Genomic DNA, 17484 nt, shown 5'->3' on the forward strand with positions numbered 1-17484 from the left:
ATTGACCATTGACCATTGACCATTGACCATTGACCATTGACCATTGACCATTGACCATTGACCATTGACCATTGACCATTGACCATTGACCATTGACCCCATGACTATGCGTATACTATTCATATTTTTTTTCATTTTTTCAGTTGCTGGTGTATCAGCACAGGCAGATCCTACACTCAGGAAATATTATGAACAGGTTCGGTTGCTGTTTAAGGAACAGGAAGCTTTTAAAACGGTATCATATGTAGAACAGCGCTGGCGCTTGCCGGGTAATAAAGGCTTTGATGAAAGTATTTACTATGTCGAAAATCTGCTGAAAAAAGCTGGATACATCAATGAAGCCGCAGCTAAATCAGGTGATAGGCTGACTTACCGGATTGAGAAAAGGCCTATGAGGCGGAAAACATGGGAACCTGTAGATGCCGTTGTTGAAATTGTAGGGGAAAAAGAACCGCTTCTTTCATTTCGTACCAATAGAAATATGCTGGCTATTAATTCTGCCTCTACGCCATCAGACGGTATTGAAGCTGAATTGTTGTATTTACCCAAAACTTCTGCAGATGCACTTGCTACACAACAACTGGAGGGTAAGATTATTTTTTCAGAGCAGCCTGTTTCACAGGTTGACAGGGCTATGGCCGGAAAAAATGTTGCAGGGGTAATGGGTTATTCGGTTCCTGCTTATACCCAGCCTGATAAACATCCCAACTCCATTCAATTCTCTTCTATTGCTCAGGTAGACAGTAGCAAAAAGCAGGGGTTTGGCATTGTATTATCAACCAGTGCCAGAAATCGTTTAAAGGAATTAGTTTCCAAAGGGCCGGTACGACTGCGTGTGAAGATTGAGGCAAAATCATATCAGGCTGAAGAACTCACGCTTGTAGCCGATATCAAAGGCAGCGAAAAAGCAGAGGAGCGTTTTGTATTTTCTGCACATGTGCAGGAACCAGGAGCCAATGATAATGCTTCCGGTGTGGGCACCCTGGTTGAAATGGCCAGTGTAGCGGCTCAGCTTTATAAAAGCAAAACTGTTCTGCCGCAGCGTAGTATTAGTTTCTTATGGGGCGATGAAATCAGTTCAACCCGAAGGTATATCGTTGAAGATTCCATAAGAGCTAAAGGAATAAAATGGGGCATGAGTCTTGATATGGTAGGAGAAGATACACAAAAAACGGGTGGTACTTTTCTTATCGAAAAAATGCCTGATCCATCGGCTGTATGGACAAGAGGTGATGAGAAACATACGGAATGGGGTGGAAGACCCTTGCCGGAATCTGCTATTGTGCCGCATTATTTTAATGATTTTATGCTGAGCCGCTGTTTGGATCAGGCTGCTACCAATGGCTGGGTGGTGAAAACAAATCCATTTGAAGGAGGTTCAGATCATACCCCCTTCCTGAATGCGAAAATACCGGGATTACTGCTATGGCATTTTACCGATGTTTTTTATCATACAGACGCTGACCGGATTGATAAAGTGTCTGCCTGGGAAATGAAAAATGTAGGCGTATCTGCATTGGCCGCAGCGTTTACGCTTACTGCCAATAATGAAAAACTCGTTCACTATTTAATTGAAGAATATAAACAGTCGGCACTGAAGAGATTAGCCATAGAAGCAGCATTAAGTAAAACGGCAATAGAAAAAGGAGGTAATAAAGAAACGGAAATACATATACTTGAAGTATGGGCCAAGTTTTATATGGATGCGTTGGGGAAAATGGCAGAAATTCCCTGTACCCAAATGGAAACGCTAACTCTGATTTCGGATGCTCAAAAAGTAGTTGATGATAAACGTAAAGAAATAATAAGCCTGTTTAAATAGAAGGTAGGTCTTTTATAGCAGGAGGTATTGGTGAAAAAAATCTGCGTTCTGATAGATGCAACTATTTATTTAACACAAAAACCAAACAGATTAATTTCAGACATAAAAAAAGAGTTAACGATAGTAGTTAACTCTTTTTAGTGACCTCGTCATCCGCCGCGGCGGAAAACCTGAAACCTTCTGATCCGTAGTCAGATGCTTCCGCCTCAGGCGGATTGAGCTACGAGATATTATTAAGGGTATTTTTTAGCCATTCTCTTCCTTTTCCAGATTTGAAGAATTTTTCTCTTTTCAAGGCTTCGGCTCTTGTTGAAAAGACTTCATAGTAGACAATTTTCCAGGGTCTGTATTTGCTGGTAAATGCAACCAACCCATCATTATGTTGCTGAACTCTCACCACAAGATTTTCAGTTGAACCTTTGTAGTAAATTCCTTTGTTGAGGGAGAACAAAACATAGGCATAAAACATAATGAAAGAATTGGCATTTGTGAAAATGGATGAATAATAGCAATGCTGTTAGCTCTTTCATTTTAGGTTGATCGATTGTAGCCGACATAAAAAAAGAGTTAACGATAGTAGTTAACTCTTTTTTTGTGACCTCGTCATCCGCCGCGGCGGAAAACCTGAAACCTTCTGATCCGTAGTCAGATGCTTCCGCCTCAGGCGGATTGAGCTACGAGATATTATTAAGGGTATTTTTTAGCCATTCTCTTCCTTTTCCAGATTTGAAGAATTTTTCTCTTTTCAAGGCTTCGGCTCTTGTTGAAAAGACTTCATAGTAGACAATTTTCCAGGGTCTGTATTTGCTGGTAAATGCAACCAACCCATCATTATGTTGCTGAACTCTCACCACAAGATTTTCAGTTGAACCTTTGTAGTAAATTCCTTTGTTGAGGGAGAACAAAACATAGGCATAAAACATAATGAAAGAATTGGCATTTGTGAAAATGGATAAATAATAGCAATGCTGTTAGCTCTTTCATTTTAGGTTAATCGATTGTAGCCGACATAAAAAAAGAGTTAACAATAGTAGTTAACTCTTTTTTAGTGACCTCGTCAGGATTCAAACCTGAAACCTTCTGATCCGTAGTCAGATGCTCTATTCAGTTGAGCTACGAGGCCAATCCCTCAATCGGGGTGCAAATATAAGGTTGCAACCAATAACTAACAAACTATAAGGTGTTTTTTCCTGATCAATCCAGTTCGTAAATGCCGGCAGCTGTTTTTTCTGCCAGTTTCTTGGGGAATAGCCATACCAGAAAAGCACCCAGCTGATTGATAAACCCTGTAATCACTTCTGCCTTTTTTGCATACATGGCTTTTACTGCAATGCCTGCCACCGCTTTGGGGGTCATGTTTACTTTTTCGGCCGCACGAAGGCCTTTGGCACCCACTTTGGCTCTGCTGGCAAATCCGGTGTCGGTAGAACCCGGACTTACTGCTGTTACTGATACCCCTTTATTGCGGAGTTCATACCTTAACCCCCGGCTAAAACTCAGTATAAAGGATTTACTCGCTGCATAGGTGGTTAATCCGGGTACAGACTGGTAGGCAGCGGAGCTGGCAATATTTAGTATGTAAGATGGCTGGTTTCTTTTCAATTGTGGTAAAAGCATGGCGGTTAATTCAACAGGCACTGTCATATTCACCTGCATCATAGCTTTATGCTCTTCAATTGTATAATCTGTAAAAGCCCCACTAAGTCCATAGCCTGCATTGTTTACCAGTATATTGATCTGATACTGATGATTTTCAATCCATGTTTTCAGGGTTTCAGCAGCATTGGGTACTGCCAGATCAAGCGATAAGAAATCGGCCTGAATAGCGTATTGCTGTTTCAGTTGTGAGGTCAGTTCCTCCAGTAATGCTGTATCCCTGGCTACCAATAAAAGATTTACCCGTCTGGAAGCCAGTTCTTCTGCAATGGCTTTTCCGATCCCTTTACTGGCCCCGGTTATCAATGCGTATGTCATGAAAAAGGGTTTGCATGAAAAAGGTCAACAGTAGTTGACCTTTTGGTATCAAGATTTTGATGGTTCTTAGTGGTGCACTTTTCCAGTAAACCTGTGATAGAAAGGTGTTTTACTGTTTTCATCTTTGGGTTTGTATTTACCGGTTACAATAGGTACATACATAACCCTTCTGCGGCTTTCTTCGCCAAACTTCGGAGATTGCTTTACACGATGCCATAAACGACCGTCGTGAACAGATAAATCACCAGAGTAAATATCAAATCCAACTTCTCTCGGATCGTCATTATTATCAATAAAATACTTCTTGCCAAAGAGCAGTTTAAACATACCCTGTTTGTGTGTACCTGGTAATACCCGTAAACCACCGTTTTCGAATAAACAGGTATCGAGGTGAATACCCACATTCAGCATGGGCATAATTTTTTGTCCCATGAATAAATCCCGGGGGCTATCTGTATGCCAACCCATCTGTGTAAAAGTACTGTTGGGTGTATTGATGTAGTTATTGATAACCAACCCATCTTTTTCATTCTCAGCAATACGTCCTTCATATGGCTGCAGAAATGCAGTTAATGCTTTCAGACGCTCATCACCTAAAAGATCATGCAATGGATTACTATACAATGAGCTGAAGCAAAGACGCTGAATGGTAGTATTACCCTGATCATCTTTTCCGAATTTCAGCGGAATACCGTTGATCTTGTCTTTCTTTTCATCCAGCCACTGTTTCTCCAGTCGCTTTAATTCGCTGATATATGTGGCTACTTTTTCCTGATCAAGGAAGTTGCGAAACACGATTACACCATGCTTGTCAAAAAAATCCAGTTGCTCGGGGCTTACCGTATCGCCAAGCTTAAAATGACTGTCCCATTTTTTCATTCTGATCCGGTTCGTTTAGTATATAACTGTAATGTTAATTATTTATTACAAAATTGTAAAGTGTCAGGGTCTGTGAAACAAGCAAAAGTAAGTAAATTATGGCCAGATTTCGCACTTATAATGGTACCAACGGCTTATTTTGCATTTATATGACACGTTGCATCAGGCGTTTATGCCTTTATTCATTGCTTTTGCCTGTTTTTTCCACAGTCATCGCCCAGGATTCTACCCGCAGTCAGTCCAAACTCGTCATTTTTCCTGCTATGACACGTTCTATAGAGACCAGTTGGGCTTTTGGAGGTGCTGCCTCCTATACTTTCAGGGTCTCTGCTAAAGATACCTTATCACGTACTTCCAGCATTCAGATGGGGGTATTGTATTCCCTCAGAAAACAGTTGGTTTCTTCTATCAGAGGTACCCAGTACCTGCGTAATGAAAACTGGATATTTAACGAACAGATTTCCTTCAGTTCCTTCCCGGATAAATTCTGGGGGATGGGTAAAAATACGGCTGATAACAGCGTCGAAGACTATTCTTTCAAACAGATGTACATTTACCTGCATTTGATGAAGAAAATAGCCCCACGTTTATTTGCTGGGCTATTATATGAATACCAGCGTGTATGGAACATCAGTTACAAGCCTGGTGGACTATTCGATCAGCAGCAGGTGCCTGGCAGGCAAAACTATCATGTTTCCGGACTTGGCTTGAGTCTTACCTACGATAGCCGCAATCATGCATTTTCTCCTGATAAAGGTTTTTTTGCACAGACTTATTTTAACCATTTTAGTCCCCTCACAGGTTCACAGTATCCCTACACCAATCTGGTAGTGGATATTCGAAAGTATGTGCCTGCGGGTAAGGATGCTGTTTTTGCAGCACAGGCATGGCTATTTGGCAATATTGGTAAATCGGTGCCACTACGTAGTCAGGCAGCTTTTGGTGGCGATAATACCATGCGTGGCTACTATCAGGGACGTTTTCGTGATTTACAACAATTTGTAATACAAGGGGAGTACCGCCGCCATATATATAAGCGCTTTGGTATCGTAGCATTTGCAGGTATGGGAAACGTAGCGCATGAGATCGGGGAACTTAATTTCAGTAACCTGAAATATTCTTTTGGCGGTGGAATGAGGTATGCATTAAATGCTTCTGAAAAACTCAACCTCCGTATCGATTATGGAATTGGCAAGGGCAATAACAGCGGGTTTTATTTCCAGCTTGCCGAGGCTTTTTAATAGGAGCTGCCAAGTTTACTTACCATGTAGACTATATAAGTGAATACAAATGCAGCCAATACATCAATGGTATAATGTACGTGCTGCACCAATACCAGTATAGCTACTGCGAGTGTTGCTACAAATGCGATATACTTATCTGTTTTTTTCGGCAAACAAAGACACATGATAAACATGTTAGAGGTATGACCTGAAAAGAAGAGGTCTTTGGTCATAAATTTATCTTTTCCTCCATATATCAGGCTGGTGATCGGGTCGTTCAGTTTTATTAGACCCGCCGGTGGATCAAGTGGAACCATGGCTATACTTACCATACGTGCGATGCACAATAAAGTAAAAGCCGATAGCATCAGCAGGGCAAACGATGGTTGTTGTATCATTCGCACAATAACAAGACCACTGATTGTCCATATAATCAGAAAAGTCGGTACGGAAACATCAGCAGGGGGGATGGCATGTAAAACCAGATCATGCAGTGTGGCGCCTTCCCGTTTTTCAATATAATGAAAGAAAGTCGGGAGAGAAAAAACAATCACAATCAATACAAGTGAAGCAATAGAAAATTTTCTTCTGAATACAGGATTGCCCCAGGCTTCCTGCCAGTGCGATTTATAGCTTATTTGCTTATGGGTATATTCCTGCATCCGGCAAATATAAAACCTCCGCTTTATTCAAAACGGAGGTTTTATAACAACGGTTAACAGGAATTAATAATGCCATCTTACAAAAGCTTCCATAGCAGCATATTTTGTCATGCCCAAAGCTGCATAAAGATTTGCTGTATTTGCGTTCCGGTCTTCAGCACGTTGCCAGAATTCTCGGCTATCGCTTCCCTGAAAAGGCACCATATCTTTTTGTGACTGATGGATAAATATGCCGAAACGCTTTTTCATTACCTGATCCGGACTCATCGGAATAGCCATTTCAATTTCTGCAATATCCCATTCCTGCCATGCGCCTTTGTATAACCATACCCAGCAATCTTTGATCCATTCATCACCCGCAGCTTTTATACGGCGAAGACTTTCGAAAATAATGTCCAGGCAAACCTTGTGTGTACCATGCGGATCAGCCAGGTCACCGGCACAATAAATCTGCTGTGGCTGGAGTTTTCGGAGTAAGGCCATTGTAATTTCAATATCCGCTTCACCCATTGGGTTTTTCTCTACCGTGCCTGTTTCATAAAAAGGCAGGTTCATAAAGTGACAACGATCATCAGTCAAGCCTACATACCTGCAAGTAGCTTTGGCTTCGCATCGGCGAATCAATCCCTTAATAGCCCTGATTTCATTTGTGTCGCGCTGATTTTTCTTTTTGCCTGAAATAAAACTCCTGGCCGATTGCAAAATATCCTGACTTTTTTTGTTATCGATACCAAACATTTCTTCAAACCCAACTGCAAAATCAATAAATCTTGTTACGAATTCATCTGCTACTGCAATATTGCCGCTGGTCTGGTAAGCTACATGTACTTCATGCCCCTGATCGTGCAGACGCATAAAGGTACCACCCATGCTGATGATATCATCATCAGGGTGAGGTGAGAAGATCAGGCACTTTTTAGGATAGGGGCTGCTTCTTTCCGGATGCGCCGGTATAACAGCATTGGCTTTCCCACCTGGCCATCCTGTGAGACTGTCTCTCAACATATAAAATACCTGCAGATTGATTTCATAGGCTTCACCTTTTTCAACAATCAGGTCCGACAGGCCATTTTCATTATAGTCAATTTCTGTGAGGCTTAATACAGATTTATTCAGTTTTAGTGCCAGATTGATTACAGCTCTCTTAATCATTTTAGGTGTCCACTCACAATCACCAGTAAGCCAGGGCGATTTAATACGTGTGAGTTCTGATGATGCTGCCTCATCAATTACAAAAGTACAGTTGTCGTGCTGCTGGAGAATACTGGCAGGTACCTGTTCTGTTACATCTGCTTCTACTGAAAGGGCTATGATTTTTCCTTTCATTCCCCAGCCCATTAATAGTATACGTCGGGCCTTCATGATAACACTGATGCCCATAGTAACAGCAAGTCTTGGTACTTTAGAGATATTCTGAAACTCATATGCATTGGCCATCCGGGTAGTGTTATCCAGATTCACCAGTCTTGTTTTTGAATGAATGCTTGAACCAGGTTCGTTAAAACCAATATGTCCGTTTTTACCAATCCCCAGTATCTGCAGATCAATACCACCCACTTCTTCAATCATCTGATCATATTCGGCACAATATTTTTTGATTTCATCTTTCGGCCATTGTCCGCTGGGTATATGAATATTTTTCGGATCTATATCAACATGATCAAAAAGATGTCTGTGCATAAAACTCCAGTAACTCTGGAATGCATCCTTTTCAATCGGGTAATATTCATCCAGGTTAAAACTGATCACGTTGGCAAAACTCAATCCTTCCTCCCTGTGCATACGAACGAGTTCGGCATACATACTGATAGGAGTAGAGCCTGTAGCCAGCCCCAATACACATTTTTCACCTTTCTGCTGTTTTTCGCGGATCAGTGCTGCAATTTCTCCAGCCACGTATTTCGATCCGTCTTTTGACGAGGAATAAATTTTAACCGGAATCTTCTCAAAGGAATCAACCATGTTTGACATAGATTTTGATTTAACGAAAATACACCGAATCCTTTACAAAAACCGCAAAAAAACGCAATAATTAATCGTTAACGTACCAATTTTGCTATTTTTCTCTTATGTTCTTGCAATAATATGCGTGTATTTTAGGTGACGGATCAAGTTTCTGCGGCTATTTTAAAACAGGTAAAACAATTCTTGAATCGTTATGGTAAATCCTGATGGAGGCTTTTTTAAAATCACTGTCCTTTGCCTGATAAATATCCATAAACTGTTGCGGGTTACGGTCTACCAACGGAAACCAAGTGCTCTGAACCTGTATCATGAGTTTATGTCCTTTTTTGAAAGTATGCGCCACATCCGGTAAACTGTACTTTACCCGGGTAGGCTTATTGGGTACAAATGGTTCAGGCTTTTCAAAACTGTTTCTGAATTTTCCACGCATAACTTCACCCCGCACAAGCATCTGGTATCCATTCATGATATATCCGTTTTCTTTTTCGTATGTAAAATTATCAGGAAATACATCAATCAGTTTTACTACGAAATCGGCATCTGTACCCGACAATGCCACCATCAGATCAGCAACAACAGGACCTGCAAGCGTGAGGTCGTTTTCCAGTACCTCTGTCTGAAATACCAACACATCTGGCCTTCTGGCTGCAAAACGCTGGTCATCTGTCATATATTCTCTTGTTCTTCCGAAATGCACATCTTCGGTATACGGAACAGGTTTGGCAGGATCGCTGGTATATTCGCTCCAACTGCTCAGCGGAGCCATCAATGGTACGGCTTTTGATAAATATCCGCCTTTGCGTAAAGCATAGCTTTCATACGAAATATTGTCTGCAGGCCATTTGGGTAAATGCTTCCATTCGTTTGAGCCTGAAAAGAAAATAGTAGCTTCCTGAATATGATCAATACTTCCTTTCTGTTTCAGGTAATAATTAAAGAAGGGTAGCTCTATATTTTTTCCATACCATTCGCTCGTATTACTGCCCCATTGAATATTCCCCAGGGTTTTACCATCACTTCTGGCCCATTGACCATGGTACCATGGCCCCATCACAATTTTGTTATTATTTTTTGTTTTCTGCTCTATCGATTTATAAAGGTTCCAAGCCCCGAAACAGTCTTCTGCATCATAGAGGCCCCCCACTATCAGTGTTGCAATAGAAGGTGAAATAGATTGTACGTTGGCACGTGCATCCCGTGCTTTCCACCAGCTATCATAAGTAGGGTGGTTCATCAAATCTTTCCAGAAACGAATAGTATCACCCATTAATCTGGTAAAATTGGGAAGCGCTCCGGTGCGTAAATAGAATTCATAGTTGTCTTTTGTTGGAAAATCGAATCCCTTTGGACCAACCGTTGTAGGGAAGGGCCTGGGTTTACCGAATCCCGAGTAAAAGGCAAAGCCATCCATCAGCATAAACGCGCCATTATGGTGAAAGTCATCACCTAAAAACCATTCTGTAACAGGGGCCTGTGGACTCACAGCTTTCAGTGCCGGATGGTTGCTTAGTGCAGCCATGGTTGAATAGAATCCGGGATAGGAAATACCAAATACTCCTACATTCCCATTGTTATCCTGAATGTTTTTTACCAACCAGTCAATGGTATCATAAGTATCACTTGCCTCATCTGTTTCTTTTTCTTTTTTATTGGGCTGATAGGGTCTGATATCCTCAAAAACACCTTCACTCATCCATCTACCCCTTACGTCCTGTTGTACATATATATAGTTCTCTTTCATGAAATACATTCTCGGTGAGTTCCAGAAAGCGGAATAATTTTTCTCACCATAAGGGGCGCAGGAGTAAGGTGTGCGCGTCATGAGAATGGGATTCTTTTGCGTTGCGTTTTTGGGAGCATAGATGGTTGTAAAAAGTTTTACCCCATCGCGCATTGGAATGTACACTTCTTTCTTTGTATAGTTGTTTACAAACCAGGCAGAATCGGATGTTTGTGCATAGGTTTTTATGATCAATACAAGAAAAGAAATGAAAAAGACTTTTTTCATATGGCCGTATATTAAGTATTGGGAAAACAATATAAAAAAAGATTCCCATGGGGAATCTTTTACGTTCAAAATATATCAGGGATGTTCCTTACACTACTTTGGTAAGCTTGATAATATTGGTGGGTAGGTGTTGGTCAACCGGTGTAGATCCCGTATTTACCACCACATCCCCAGTTTTAAGGAATCCTCTTTCTTTCAGAATATTGATCTGATCGAAAATAATATCATCAAGACTGTCTTCTTCAGCATAATAAAATGCACGAACGCCCCAACTAAGGCTCAATTGATTTACAAGTGATTTTTCCTTAGTAAAGATATACAGGGGTGAAGAGGGCCTATAGCTGCTAAGCATAAAAGCTGTATAACCACTCTGCGTCATACCAACAAGTGCCTGTGCTGAAACATCTTCCGATATTTTACAGGCATTATAACAGATGGCATCACTATGGAAGGATGGAGAATGTGGTTGCGGCTTCAGGTCTTCGGAACGGTTATAACGATATTCTTTCTTTTCCACTTCCAGAATAATCTTACGCATGGTTTCAACCACTAATGCCGGATGATTACCAGCAGCAGTTTCACCACTCAGCATCACTGCATCAGCTCCTTCCAGTACAGCATTGGCTACATCCGTAATTTCACTTCTGTTGGGTTTTACCCTGTCTATCATGCTTTCCATCATTTGTGTTGCCACAATAACAGGTTTAGCTCGGTGAATACATTTGCGGATCAGTTCTTTTTGAATAAGCGGAATCTGTTCAACCGGTAACTCAACACCCAGATCGCCACGCGCTACCATGATGCCATCACTTTCTATGATGATGTCACGGATGTTTACCAGTGCTTCCGGCTTTTCAATTTTTGCAATGATTTTTGTTTTACTTTTTTTCTCAGTGAGTTTACTTCTGAGGATTACAATATCTTTTACACTGCGTACAAAGCTTAATGCTACCCAGTCCAGTTGCTGTTCGATAATGAAATCAAGGTCAATCAGATCCTTTTCTGTTAGTGCAGGTAAGGAAATTTTAGTATCGGGCAGGTTAATACCTTTTTTGGATGATAAAATGCCACCCAGTGTTACCACTACTTTGACATCGCCGTTTTTCTCAATGCTGACAACCTTTACTTCAATTTTCCCATCATCAATCATGATGATGTTTCCTACCACTACATCACCTGCCAGGTTAGGATAGGAAACATATATCTTTTCAAGATTACCGATACATTTTTCATTTGTAAAAGTGAGAATGTCGCCTACTTTAACATCTAATGCATTGTTTTCTATTTCACCTACCCGCAATTTCGGACCCTGTAAATCGCCCAGAATTGAAATATTATATGGTTGTGTTTTGTTGATGTTGCGGATATGTTCTATGATTCGCTGCTTATCTTCATGGCTGCCATGTGAAAAGTTTAATCTGAACACATTTACGCCAGCTTTCACCAATGCCAATAATTGTTCATAGCTATCGCAGGCCGGTCCAACTGTAGCAACAATTTTGGTTTTGTGGTTTACGTGTTCCAGCCCTGCTTGTTTATCCATGTTCCTGTGCAGGTACTTGTCTAGGTTTTTTGACATTGTAGAGGGGATGTTTATTGGTTTACGATCCAGTGATTGGTATTGCTTGTTTAACCAATCAGCTTGCTAATATTTTAACAATTTTCAGCCAGTCTTCTGAAATTTTCTGTTTTGCCTTAATGGCATTATCAAGTGGTATGTAATTCATCTTATTGTTGAGTATACCTACCATAACATTAAAGCGACCGTTAAGCAGGCATTCTACTGCATGATAACCCATCCGGCTTGCAATCAGCCTGTCTAAACAGGTAGGTGAGCCACCTCTCTGAATATGTCCAAGTATACAAACCCTGGTGTCGGCATTGGGTAGTCTTTTTTTAATAATTTCAGCCACTTCATTGGCCCCACCATATTCGTCTCCTTCGGCTACCACAATAAGGTTGACAAGTTTTTTTCTTTTTTCTTTTTCTGTAAGTGAACTGATTAGCTCTTCAATATCTGTTTTGGTTTCAGGGATCAGAATATTTTCGGCACCTGTGGCAATACCACTGTGTAAGGCAATATATCCGGCATCTCTACCCATCACTTCCACAATGAATAAACGATCGTGGGCATCTGCGGTATCCCTGATTTTATCAATGGCTTCTACCGCTGTATTTACAGCCGTATCAAAACCAATGGTAAAATCACTTCCGGCAATATCTTTATCAATCGTACCTGGTAAACCTATGCAGGGAATATCAAACTCGTTACTGAATTTCTGGGCTCCCCTGAAACTGCCATCCCCTCCGATAATGACCAAACCGTTAATGCCTCTTTTCTTGAGGTTCTCGTAAGCTTTGGCACGTCCTTCCGGTTCAAAAAAATCCTTACTTCTGGCTGTTTTCAGTATGGTCCCGCCCCGCTGTATGATATTGGCTACTGAGCGTGAATCCATCTGGAAAATATCATCTTCAATCATGCCGCTATACCCCCTCATGATTCCATATACTTCCAGACCATGATAATTACCTGTTCTCACAACAGCTCTGACCGCAGCGTTCATTCCCGGTGAATCTCCCCCTGATGTGAGTACCCCTATTTTTGTTACTTTTTTATCAGACATTTCTTTTGGCAGTTCTTCTTTCTTTTGCAATTGGTATTAAATCTAACTCGATGTGTATCAACTACACGGAGTTTCAAAAATAAGCATTTGGGTTCAATTGCCAATAGTTACATCTGATTACATTTCAGTAAACTTGCTGTATGAAAATCTTGGTAACAGGTGCTAACGGCTTTACAGGGCAACACTTATGTATAACACTTGTGCATAAAGGGTTTGAGGTATATGCATTAGGGCGAGGACCGCAAAGGATTGCTGTTCATAAACGCCTTATTTATCACAATGTAGAACTAACAAGTGTTCGTTCAGTTTTGCGTGTATTTGAAAAGGTAAATCCGGATGTTGTTATTCATACAGCTGCCATGAGCAAACCTGATGAATGTGACAAAAACCGCGATGCAGCCATAAAAAATAATGTAGATGCTACCCGTTACCTGTTAGAAGCCAGCCGCCACTTCCCAATACACTTTATTCATTTATCGACCGATTTTATTTTCGGGGAAAATGGACCTCATGCCGAAAATGATGAGCCAGGCCCTTTGAATTTTTATGGAGAAACCAAACTGATGGCAGAAAAACTGGTTCAGGAAAGTGGTCTTATCGCTACTATCGTCAGACCTGTATTTATATATGGCAGGATTAGGGAGGGTATGCGGCCAAGTTTTATTCAATGGGTACAGCAGAAACTGGAAGCAGGTGAAACCATACAGGTAGTTACCGACCAACAACGTACACCTACTTATGTAAATGATTTATGCGACGGAATACTACAAATACTAATGTTTAGAAAACAAGGGGTGTACCACCTTGCAGGAAAAGACATTTTGTCTCCATATGAAATGGCTATAACCGTTGCGAAAGTATTAGATTTGAACCGACAACTGATTGTTCCCGTTACATCGGCAACATTTCCGGAACCGGTTATACGGGCAAAAAAATCAGGCTTGCAAATTCAAAAAGCCATACAGGAACTTGGCTATGCACCGCATAGTTTTGAAGAAGCAGTGCAAGTAAGTCTGCAAAAAAAAATAGCCGATGAGTAAGAGAAAGATATTGCTTGTTATATTTCTATTACTGTTGTTGATGCATTGCTTTAGTATTCAGGTTGAAATGAACCAGATCAGAACCATTACCAAAGTAATGCTGGTTCCCTTACTCATATTGCATCTTATTGTTAACCGCTCATTTACATCTGCCGGCTATCTGCCATTGATTGCGCTGTTTTTTTCATGGCTGGGCGATATACTATTGCTGGGTGAGGGTACGGCTTTCTTTCTATCAGGCATGACAGCTTTTGTTATGACACATGTTTCTTATAGCCTCGGGTTCCTCAAAATTCATCCGGTTACTACAAAAGACCGGGGATATTTTCTGTATCCATTCATGGCTTTACTGATCGTAAGCAGCCTGGTTTTCTTCTTTCTGAGAAATGATCTCGGCTCGTACCTGATACCTGTTTTTGTATATATGATGTTCATTAGTGGTATGGCCGCACTGGCATTGCATACATATGCTAATCAGCAGGTTAAAGCGATTGTATCATACACTTTTATTCCCGGAGCACTTTTATTTGTTATCAGTGATGCATTGCTGGCCATCAATATGTTCCGCATGCACCATCCTGTACTGGAAGTACTGGTTATGCTTACTTATGGCCTTGCTCAGTTTTTTATTGTTCGCGGAATTCAAAAAACATCAGAACTTTCAGTTTAGTTTGCAGATTATGTTTTAGCTTCCCATATTGCTTCTAAACTGTCATTGACATTCATGGATTTTATCCGAAAATATATACTACACGTATTCTGGGTGTTGTTATTGCTTCATTGCACCTTTCATTTTTTTCATCTACCATTTGTTGCCATCAGTAAACTACTGCTTATTCCATCTTTGATCATCTATCTTTTTACCAGGAAAACAGAGGATGCTCTAGCCGGGATCAATATTTTTTACCTGATCGCTATGTTATTTGGTTTTATTGGCGACATGTTGCTGGTTATTATAGATGATCTTTTATTCCTGCCCGGAATGATTGCCTATATGATCAATCTAATCTTAATGAGTGTTTTTTTCTGGCAATTGCAACGGTTCTCTTTCCGGAAAATAATCCGGCCATTATTAGTGATTGCATTACTGTCAATTGCCGGCTATCTTGTTTTTTCTTTTCTGGGCGATAAGCTGCGACAGTTTCAGGTGCCCGTTTTGTGTTATATGTTTTTTGTAACTATTACAACTGCTCTGTCGATTAATACAACTTATCATTCTCAATTAAAGAAAACCGGCTGGCTGTTTTTTGCGGGTGCCATTGTATTTGTTATATCCAATACCATTCTGGTGATGAACAGGTTTTACCTTTTATGGCATAATCTTTATATAGCTGTAATGCTTACCTATGGTATTGCACAATATTTATTTGCCAGGGGAGTGGCTGAAGTGAGTAAGCATATTAAAACATAATCCTGCTTTTTTTGGAAACAAGATATCTGTTACAGATAAAAGAGGCATCGGATTTTAATAGAAATGAGTAAAAAAAATCCCCGTTCATTCAAATGAAACGGGGATCTTATGTGTATCAGCCAGCGGCTGATAAGATATGTTCTTAGTAACCCATACCACCCATATCAGGAGCACCTGCATGGCTGTGTGGTGCTTCTGGTTTTGGTTTGTCTGCAATTACACACTCAGTAGTGAGGAGCATAGCAGCAATAGAAGCAGCATTCTCAAGTGCCACACGGCTTACCTTGGTAGGATCAATAACACCTGCTTTCAACAGGTTTTCGAATACTTCTGTACGGGCATTGAAACCAAAATCGCCTTTGCCTTCTTTGATTTTCTGTACAACGATTGAACCTTCGATACCGCTGTTGGCTACAATCTGACGCAGTGGCTCTTCGATCGCTCTTTTTACGATCTGAATACCGGTTGCTTCATCTTCATTGGCGCCTTTCAGTTTCTCCAGTGATTCTACTGCACGGATATAGGCAACACCACCGCCTGGTACAATACCTTCTTCAACAGCAGCACGTGTCGCATGCAACGCATCATCAACACGGTCTTTCTTCTCTTTCATTTCCACTTCAGTAGCAGCACCTACATACAATACGGCAACACCACCACTCAATTTTGCCAGACGTTCCTGGAGTTTCTCACGATCGTAATCGGAAGTTGTATTTTCAATCTGTGCTTTGATCTGGTTAACACGGGCAACGATATCGGCTTTTTTACCTTTACCACCTACCACAGTTGTGTTATCTTTATCGATGGTTACAGAGGCAGCCTGACCTAAATAAGAAAGATCAGCATTCTCTAATTTAAAGCCCTGCTCTTCACTTACTACAGTACCTGCAGTGAGGATGGCAATATCTGTAAGCATTTCTTTTCTGCGGTCACCGAAACCAGGTGCTTTAACAGCAGCCACTTTCAGCGTACCACGTAATTTATTCACCACCAGTGTTGCGAGTGCTTCACCTTCTAAGTCTTCTGCAATGATCAACAATGGGCGGCCGCTCTGTGCAACTTTCTCCAGAATATGGAGAATGTCTTTCATAGCGCTGATTTTCTTATCGTAGATCAGGATATATGGATTCTGTAATTCAGCTTCCATTTTCTCACTGTTGGTAACGAAGTAAGGAGAAATGTAACCACGATCGAACTGCATACCTTCTACTACATCTACAGTTGTATCAGTACCTTTTGCTTCTTCAACAGTAATAACACCTTCTTTACCTACTTTACCCATCGCAGTAGCAATCAGTTTGCCAATCTCGCTATCGCTGTTGGCAGAGATGGTAGCTACCTGTTCAATTTTCTTAGAATCGTTACCTACAGCCTGCGACTGTGCTTTCAGGTTCTCAACCACTTTGGCAACAGCTTTGTCGATACCACGTTTCAGGTCCATAGGATTGGCACCTGCAGCCACGTTTTTCAGTCCTTCGCCGATGATAGCCTGAGCCAGAACGGTTGCTGTAGTAGTACCATCACCTGCAATATCAGCAGTTTTAGAAGCTACTTCTTTTACCATTTGTGCACCCATATTCTCAATCGCATCTTCCAGTTCAATTTCTTTTGCTACAGTAACACCATCTTTGGTTACAGAAGGGGCACCGAATTTTTTCTCGATCACTACATTACGTCCTTTAGGGCCGAGTGTAACTTTCACAGCATTCGCCAGGGTATCAACACCCTTTTTCATTTTATTTCTTGCTTCGATATCGAAGAATATTTGTTTTGCCATTTTTATTCAATTTGAAAATTTGAAAATTTGGAAATTTGAAAATATGTGGTGTAGGTCACTATGAAAATCTGAAGCTGAAGTATATTCATTTTCAAATTT

The 17484-nt window shown here is 40.9% G+C and carries 15 protein-coding genes and 1 tRNA gene; 5 read left to right on the top strand and 11 right to left on the bottom strand.

What is annotated here, in order from left to right:
- The first annotated feature begins 106 nt into the window (after positions 1–106).
- Complete coding sequence (locus BC659_RS16055; protein ID WP_162847447.1) at positions 107–1822, top strand: M28 family peptidase; 1716 nt, start codon at positions 107–109, stop codon at positions 1820–1822.
- A gap of 220 nt (positions 1823–2042) precedes the next feature.
- Here the strand turns inward: BC659_RS16055 and BC659_RS16060 are convergent, their stop codons facing one another.
- The 5 genes from BC659_RS16060 to BC659_RS16080 form a co-directional block, all read right to left on the bottom strand.
- Complete coding sequence (locus BC659_RS16060; protein ID WP_133475609.1) at positions 2043–2291, bottom strand: GIY-YIG nuclease family protein; 249 nt, start codon at positions 2289–2291, stop codon at positions 2043–2045.
- Positions 2292–2496: 205 nt separating this feature from the next.
- A complete protein-coding gene (locus tag BC659_RS16065; RefSeq protein WP_133475609.1) occupies positions 2497–2745 on the bottom strand; it encodes a GIY-YIG nuclease family protein in 249 nt (82 codons plus the stop codon).
- Positions 2746–2871: 126 nt separating this feature from the next.
- Positions 2872–2945 (bottom strand) — tRNA-Arg (locus tag BC659_RS16070).
- A gap of 71 nt (positions 2946–3016) precedes the next feature.
- On the bottom strand, positions 3017–3796 hold the full coding sequence (locus BC659_RS16075; RefSeq protein WP_133475610.1) for an SDR family NAD(P)-dependent oxidoreductase: 780 nt from the start codon (positions 3794–3796) through the stop codon (positions 3017–3019).
- Between the two features lie 66 nt (positions 3797–3862).
- Positions 3863–4675, bottom strand: a complete 813-nt coding sequence (locus BC659_RS16080; protein ID WP_133475611.1) for a phytanoyl-CoA dioxygenase family protein — start codon at positions 4673–4675, stop codon at positions 3863–3865.
- A gap of 98 nt (positions 4676–4773) precedes the next feature.
- On the opposite strand from BC659_RS16080, the gene BC659_RS16085 reads away from it, so the two are divergent.
- Positions 4774–5916: a BamA/TamA family outer membrane protein gene (locus BC659_RS16085; protein ID WP_211340798.1), complete on the top strand. Its 1143-nt coding sequence runs from the start codon at positions 4774–4776 to the stop codon at positions 5914–5916.
- Here the strand turns inward: BC659_RS16085 and BC659_RS16090 are convergent.
- The 5 genes from BC659_RS16090 to pfkA all read right to left on the bottom strand — a co-directional run bounded on the left by BC659_RS16090 (position 5913) and on the right by pfkA (position 13187).
- A complete protein-coding gene (locus tag BC659_RS16090; protein ID WP_133475612.1) occupies positions 5913–6560 on the bottom strand; it encodes a phosphatase PAP2-related protein in 648 nt (215 codons plus the stop codon). The genes BC659_RS16085 and BC659_RS16090 overlap by 4 nt on opposite strands.
- A 63-nt stretch (positions 6561–6623) precedes the next feature.
- Positions 6624–8531, bottom strand: a complete 1908-nt coding sequence (nagB, locus tag BC659_RS16095; RefSeq protein WP_133475613.1) for a glucosamine-6-phosphate deaminase — start codon at positions 8529–8531, stop codon at positions 6624–6626.
- A 151-nt stretch (positions 8532–8682) separates the two neighbouring features.
- Positions 8683–10533, bottom strand: a complete 1851-nt coding sequence (locus BC659_RS16100) for a CocE/NonD family hydrolase (RefSeq protein ID WP_133475614.1) — start codon at positions 10531–10533, stop codon at positions 8683–8685.
- A gap of 88 nt (positions 10534–10621) precedes the next feature.
- Positions 10622–12112 (bottom strand): pyruvate kinase, encoded by a 1491-nt coding sequence (pyk, locus tag BC659_RS16105; protein WP_133475615.1) that lies wholly within the window; start codon positions 12110–12112, stop codon positions 10622–10624.
- A gap of 58 nt (positions 12113–12170) precedes the next feature.
- The gene (pfkA, locus tag BC659_RS16110; RefSeq protein ID WP_246027155.1) at positions 12171–13187 is read right to left on the bottom strand and encodes a 6-phosphofructokinase; all 1017 of its coding nucleotides are present in this window, start codon (positions 13185–13187) and stop codon (positions 12171–12173) included.
- Positions 13188–13297: 110 nt separating this feature from the next.
- On the opposite strand from pfkA, the gene BC659_RS16115 reads away from it, so the two are divergent.
- Genes BC659_RS16115 through BC659_RS16125 form a run of 3 tightly spaced genes read left to right on the top strand, consistent with a single transcriptional unit; the run spans position 13298 to position 15608 of the window.
- Complete coding sequence (locus BC659_RS16115; RefSeq protein ID WP_133475616.1) at positions 13298–14197, top strand: SDR family oxidoreductase; 900 nt, start codon at positions 13298–13300, stop codon at positions 14195–14197.
- Positions 14190–14867 (top strand): lysoplasmalogenase, encoded by a 678-nt coding sequence (locus BC659_RS16120; protein ID WP_133475617.1) that lies wholly within the window; start codon positions 14190–14192, stop codon positions 14865–14867. The genes BC659_RS16115 and BC659_RS16120 overlap by 8 nt, the downstream gene beginning before the upstream one ends.
- Before the next feature lie 54 nt (positions 14868–14921).
- Positions 14922–15608: a lysoplasmalogenase family protein gene (locus BC659_RS16125; protein WP_133475618.1), complete on the top strand. Its 687-nt coding sequence runs from the start codon at positions 14922–14924 to the stop codon at positions 15606–15608.
- 142 nt (positions 15609–15750) lie between these two features.
- Here BC659_RS16125 and groL read toward each other — a convergent pair whose 3' ends face one another.
- Positions 15751–17385 (bottom strand): chaperonin GroEL, encoded by a 1635-nt coding sequence (groL, locus tag BC659_RS16130; protein ID WP_133475619.1) that lies wholly within the window; start codon positions 17383–17385, stop codon positions 15751–15753.
- Positions 17386–17484: the final 99 nt, after the last annotated feature.

It is taken from the genome of Sediminibacterium goheungense, assembly GCF_004361915.1.
GTDB lineage: Bacteria > Bacteroidota > Bacteroidia > Chitinophagales > Chitinophagaceae > Sediminibacterium > Sediminibacterium goheungense.

Coding starts and splice junctions, on each gene's coding strand:
- BC659_RS16085 (WP_211340798.1), top strand. CDS start 4,774: ATGGCCAGATTTCGCACTTATAATGGTACCAACGGCTTATTTTGCATT.
- BC659_RS16120 (WP_133475617.1), top strand. CDS start 14,190: ATGAGTAAGAGAAAGATATTGCTTGTTATATTTCTATTACTGTTGTTG.
- pyk (WP_133475615.1), bottom strand. CDS start 12,112: ATGTCAAAAAACCTAGACAAGTACCTGCACAGGAACATGGATAAACAA.
- BC659_RS16115 (WP_133475616.1), top strand. CDS start 13,298: ATGAAAATCTTGGTAACAGGTGCTAACGGCTTTACAGGGCAACACTTA.
- groL (WP_133475619.1), bottom strand. CDS start 17,385: ATGGCAAAACAAATATTCTTCGATATCGAAGCAAGAAATAAAATGAAA.
- BC659_RS16065 (WP_133475609.1), bottom strand. CDS start 2,745: ATGTTTTATGCCTATGTTTTGTTCTCCCTCAACAAAGGAATTTACTAC.
- nagB (WP_133475613.1), bottom strand. CDS start 8,531: ATGTCAAACATGGTTGATTCCTTTGAGAAGATTCCGGTTAAAATTTAT.
- BC659_RS16060 (WP_133475609.1), bottom strand. CDS start 2,291: ATGTTTTATGCCTATGTTTTGTTCTCCCTCAACAAAGGAATTTACTAC.
- BC659_RS16125 (WP_133475618.1), top strand. CDS start 14,922: ATGGATTTTATCCGAAAATATATACTACACGTATTCTGGGTGTTGTTA.
- BC659_RS16055 (WP_162847447.1), top strand. CDS start 107: ATGCGTATACTATTCATATTTTTTTTCATTTTTTCAGTTGCTGGTGTA.
- BC659_RS16090 (WP_133475612.1), bottom strand. CDS start 6,560: ATGCAGGAATATACCCATAAGCAAATAAGCTATAAATCGCACTGGCAG.
- BC659_RS16080 (WP_133475611.1), bottom strand. CDS start 4,675: ATGAAAAAATGGGACAGTCATTTTAAGCTTGGCGATACGGTAAGCCCC.
- BC659_RS16100 (WP_133475614.1), bottom strand. CDS start 10,533: ATGAAAAAAGTCTTTTTCATTTCTTTTCTTGTATTGATCATAAAAACC.
- BC659_RS16075 (WP_133475610.1), bottom strand. CDS start 3,796: ATGACATACGCATTGATAACCGGGGCCAGTAAAGGGATCGGAAAAGCC.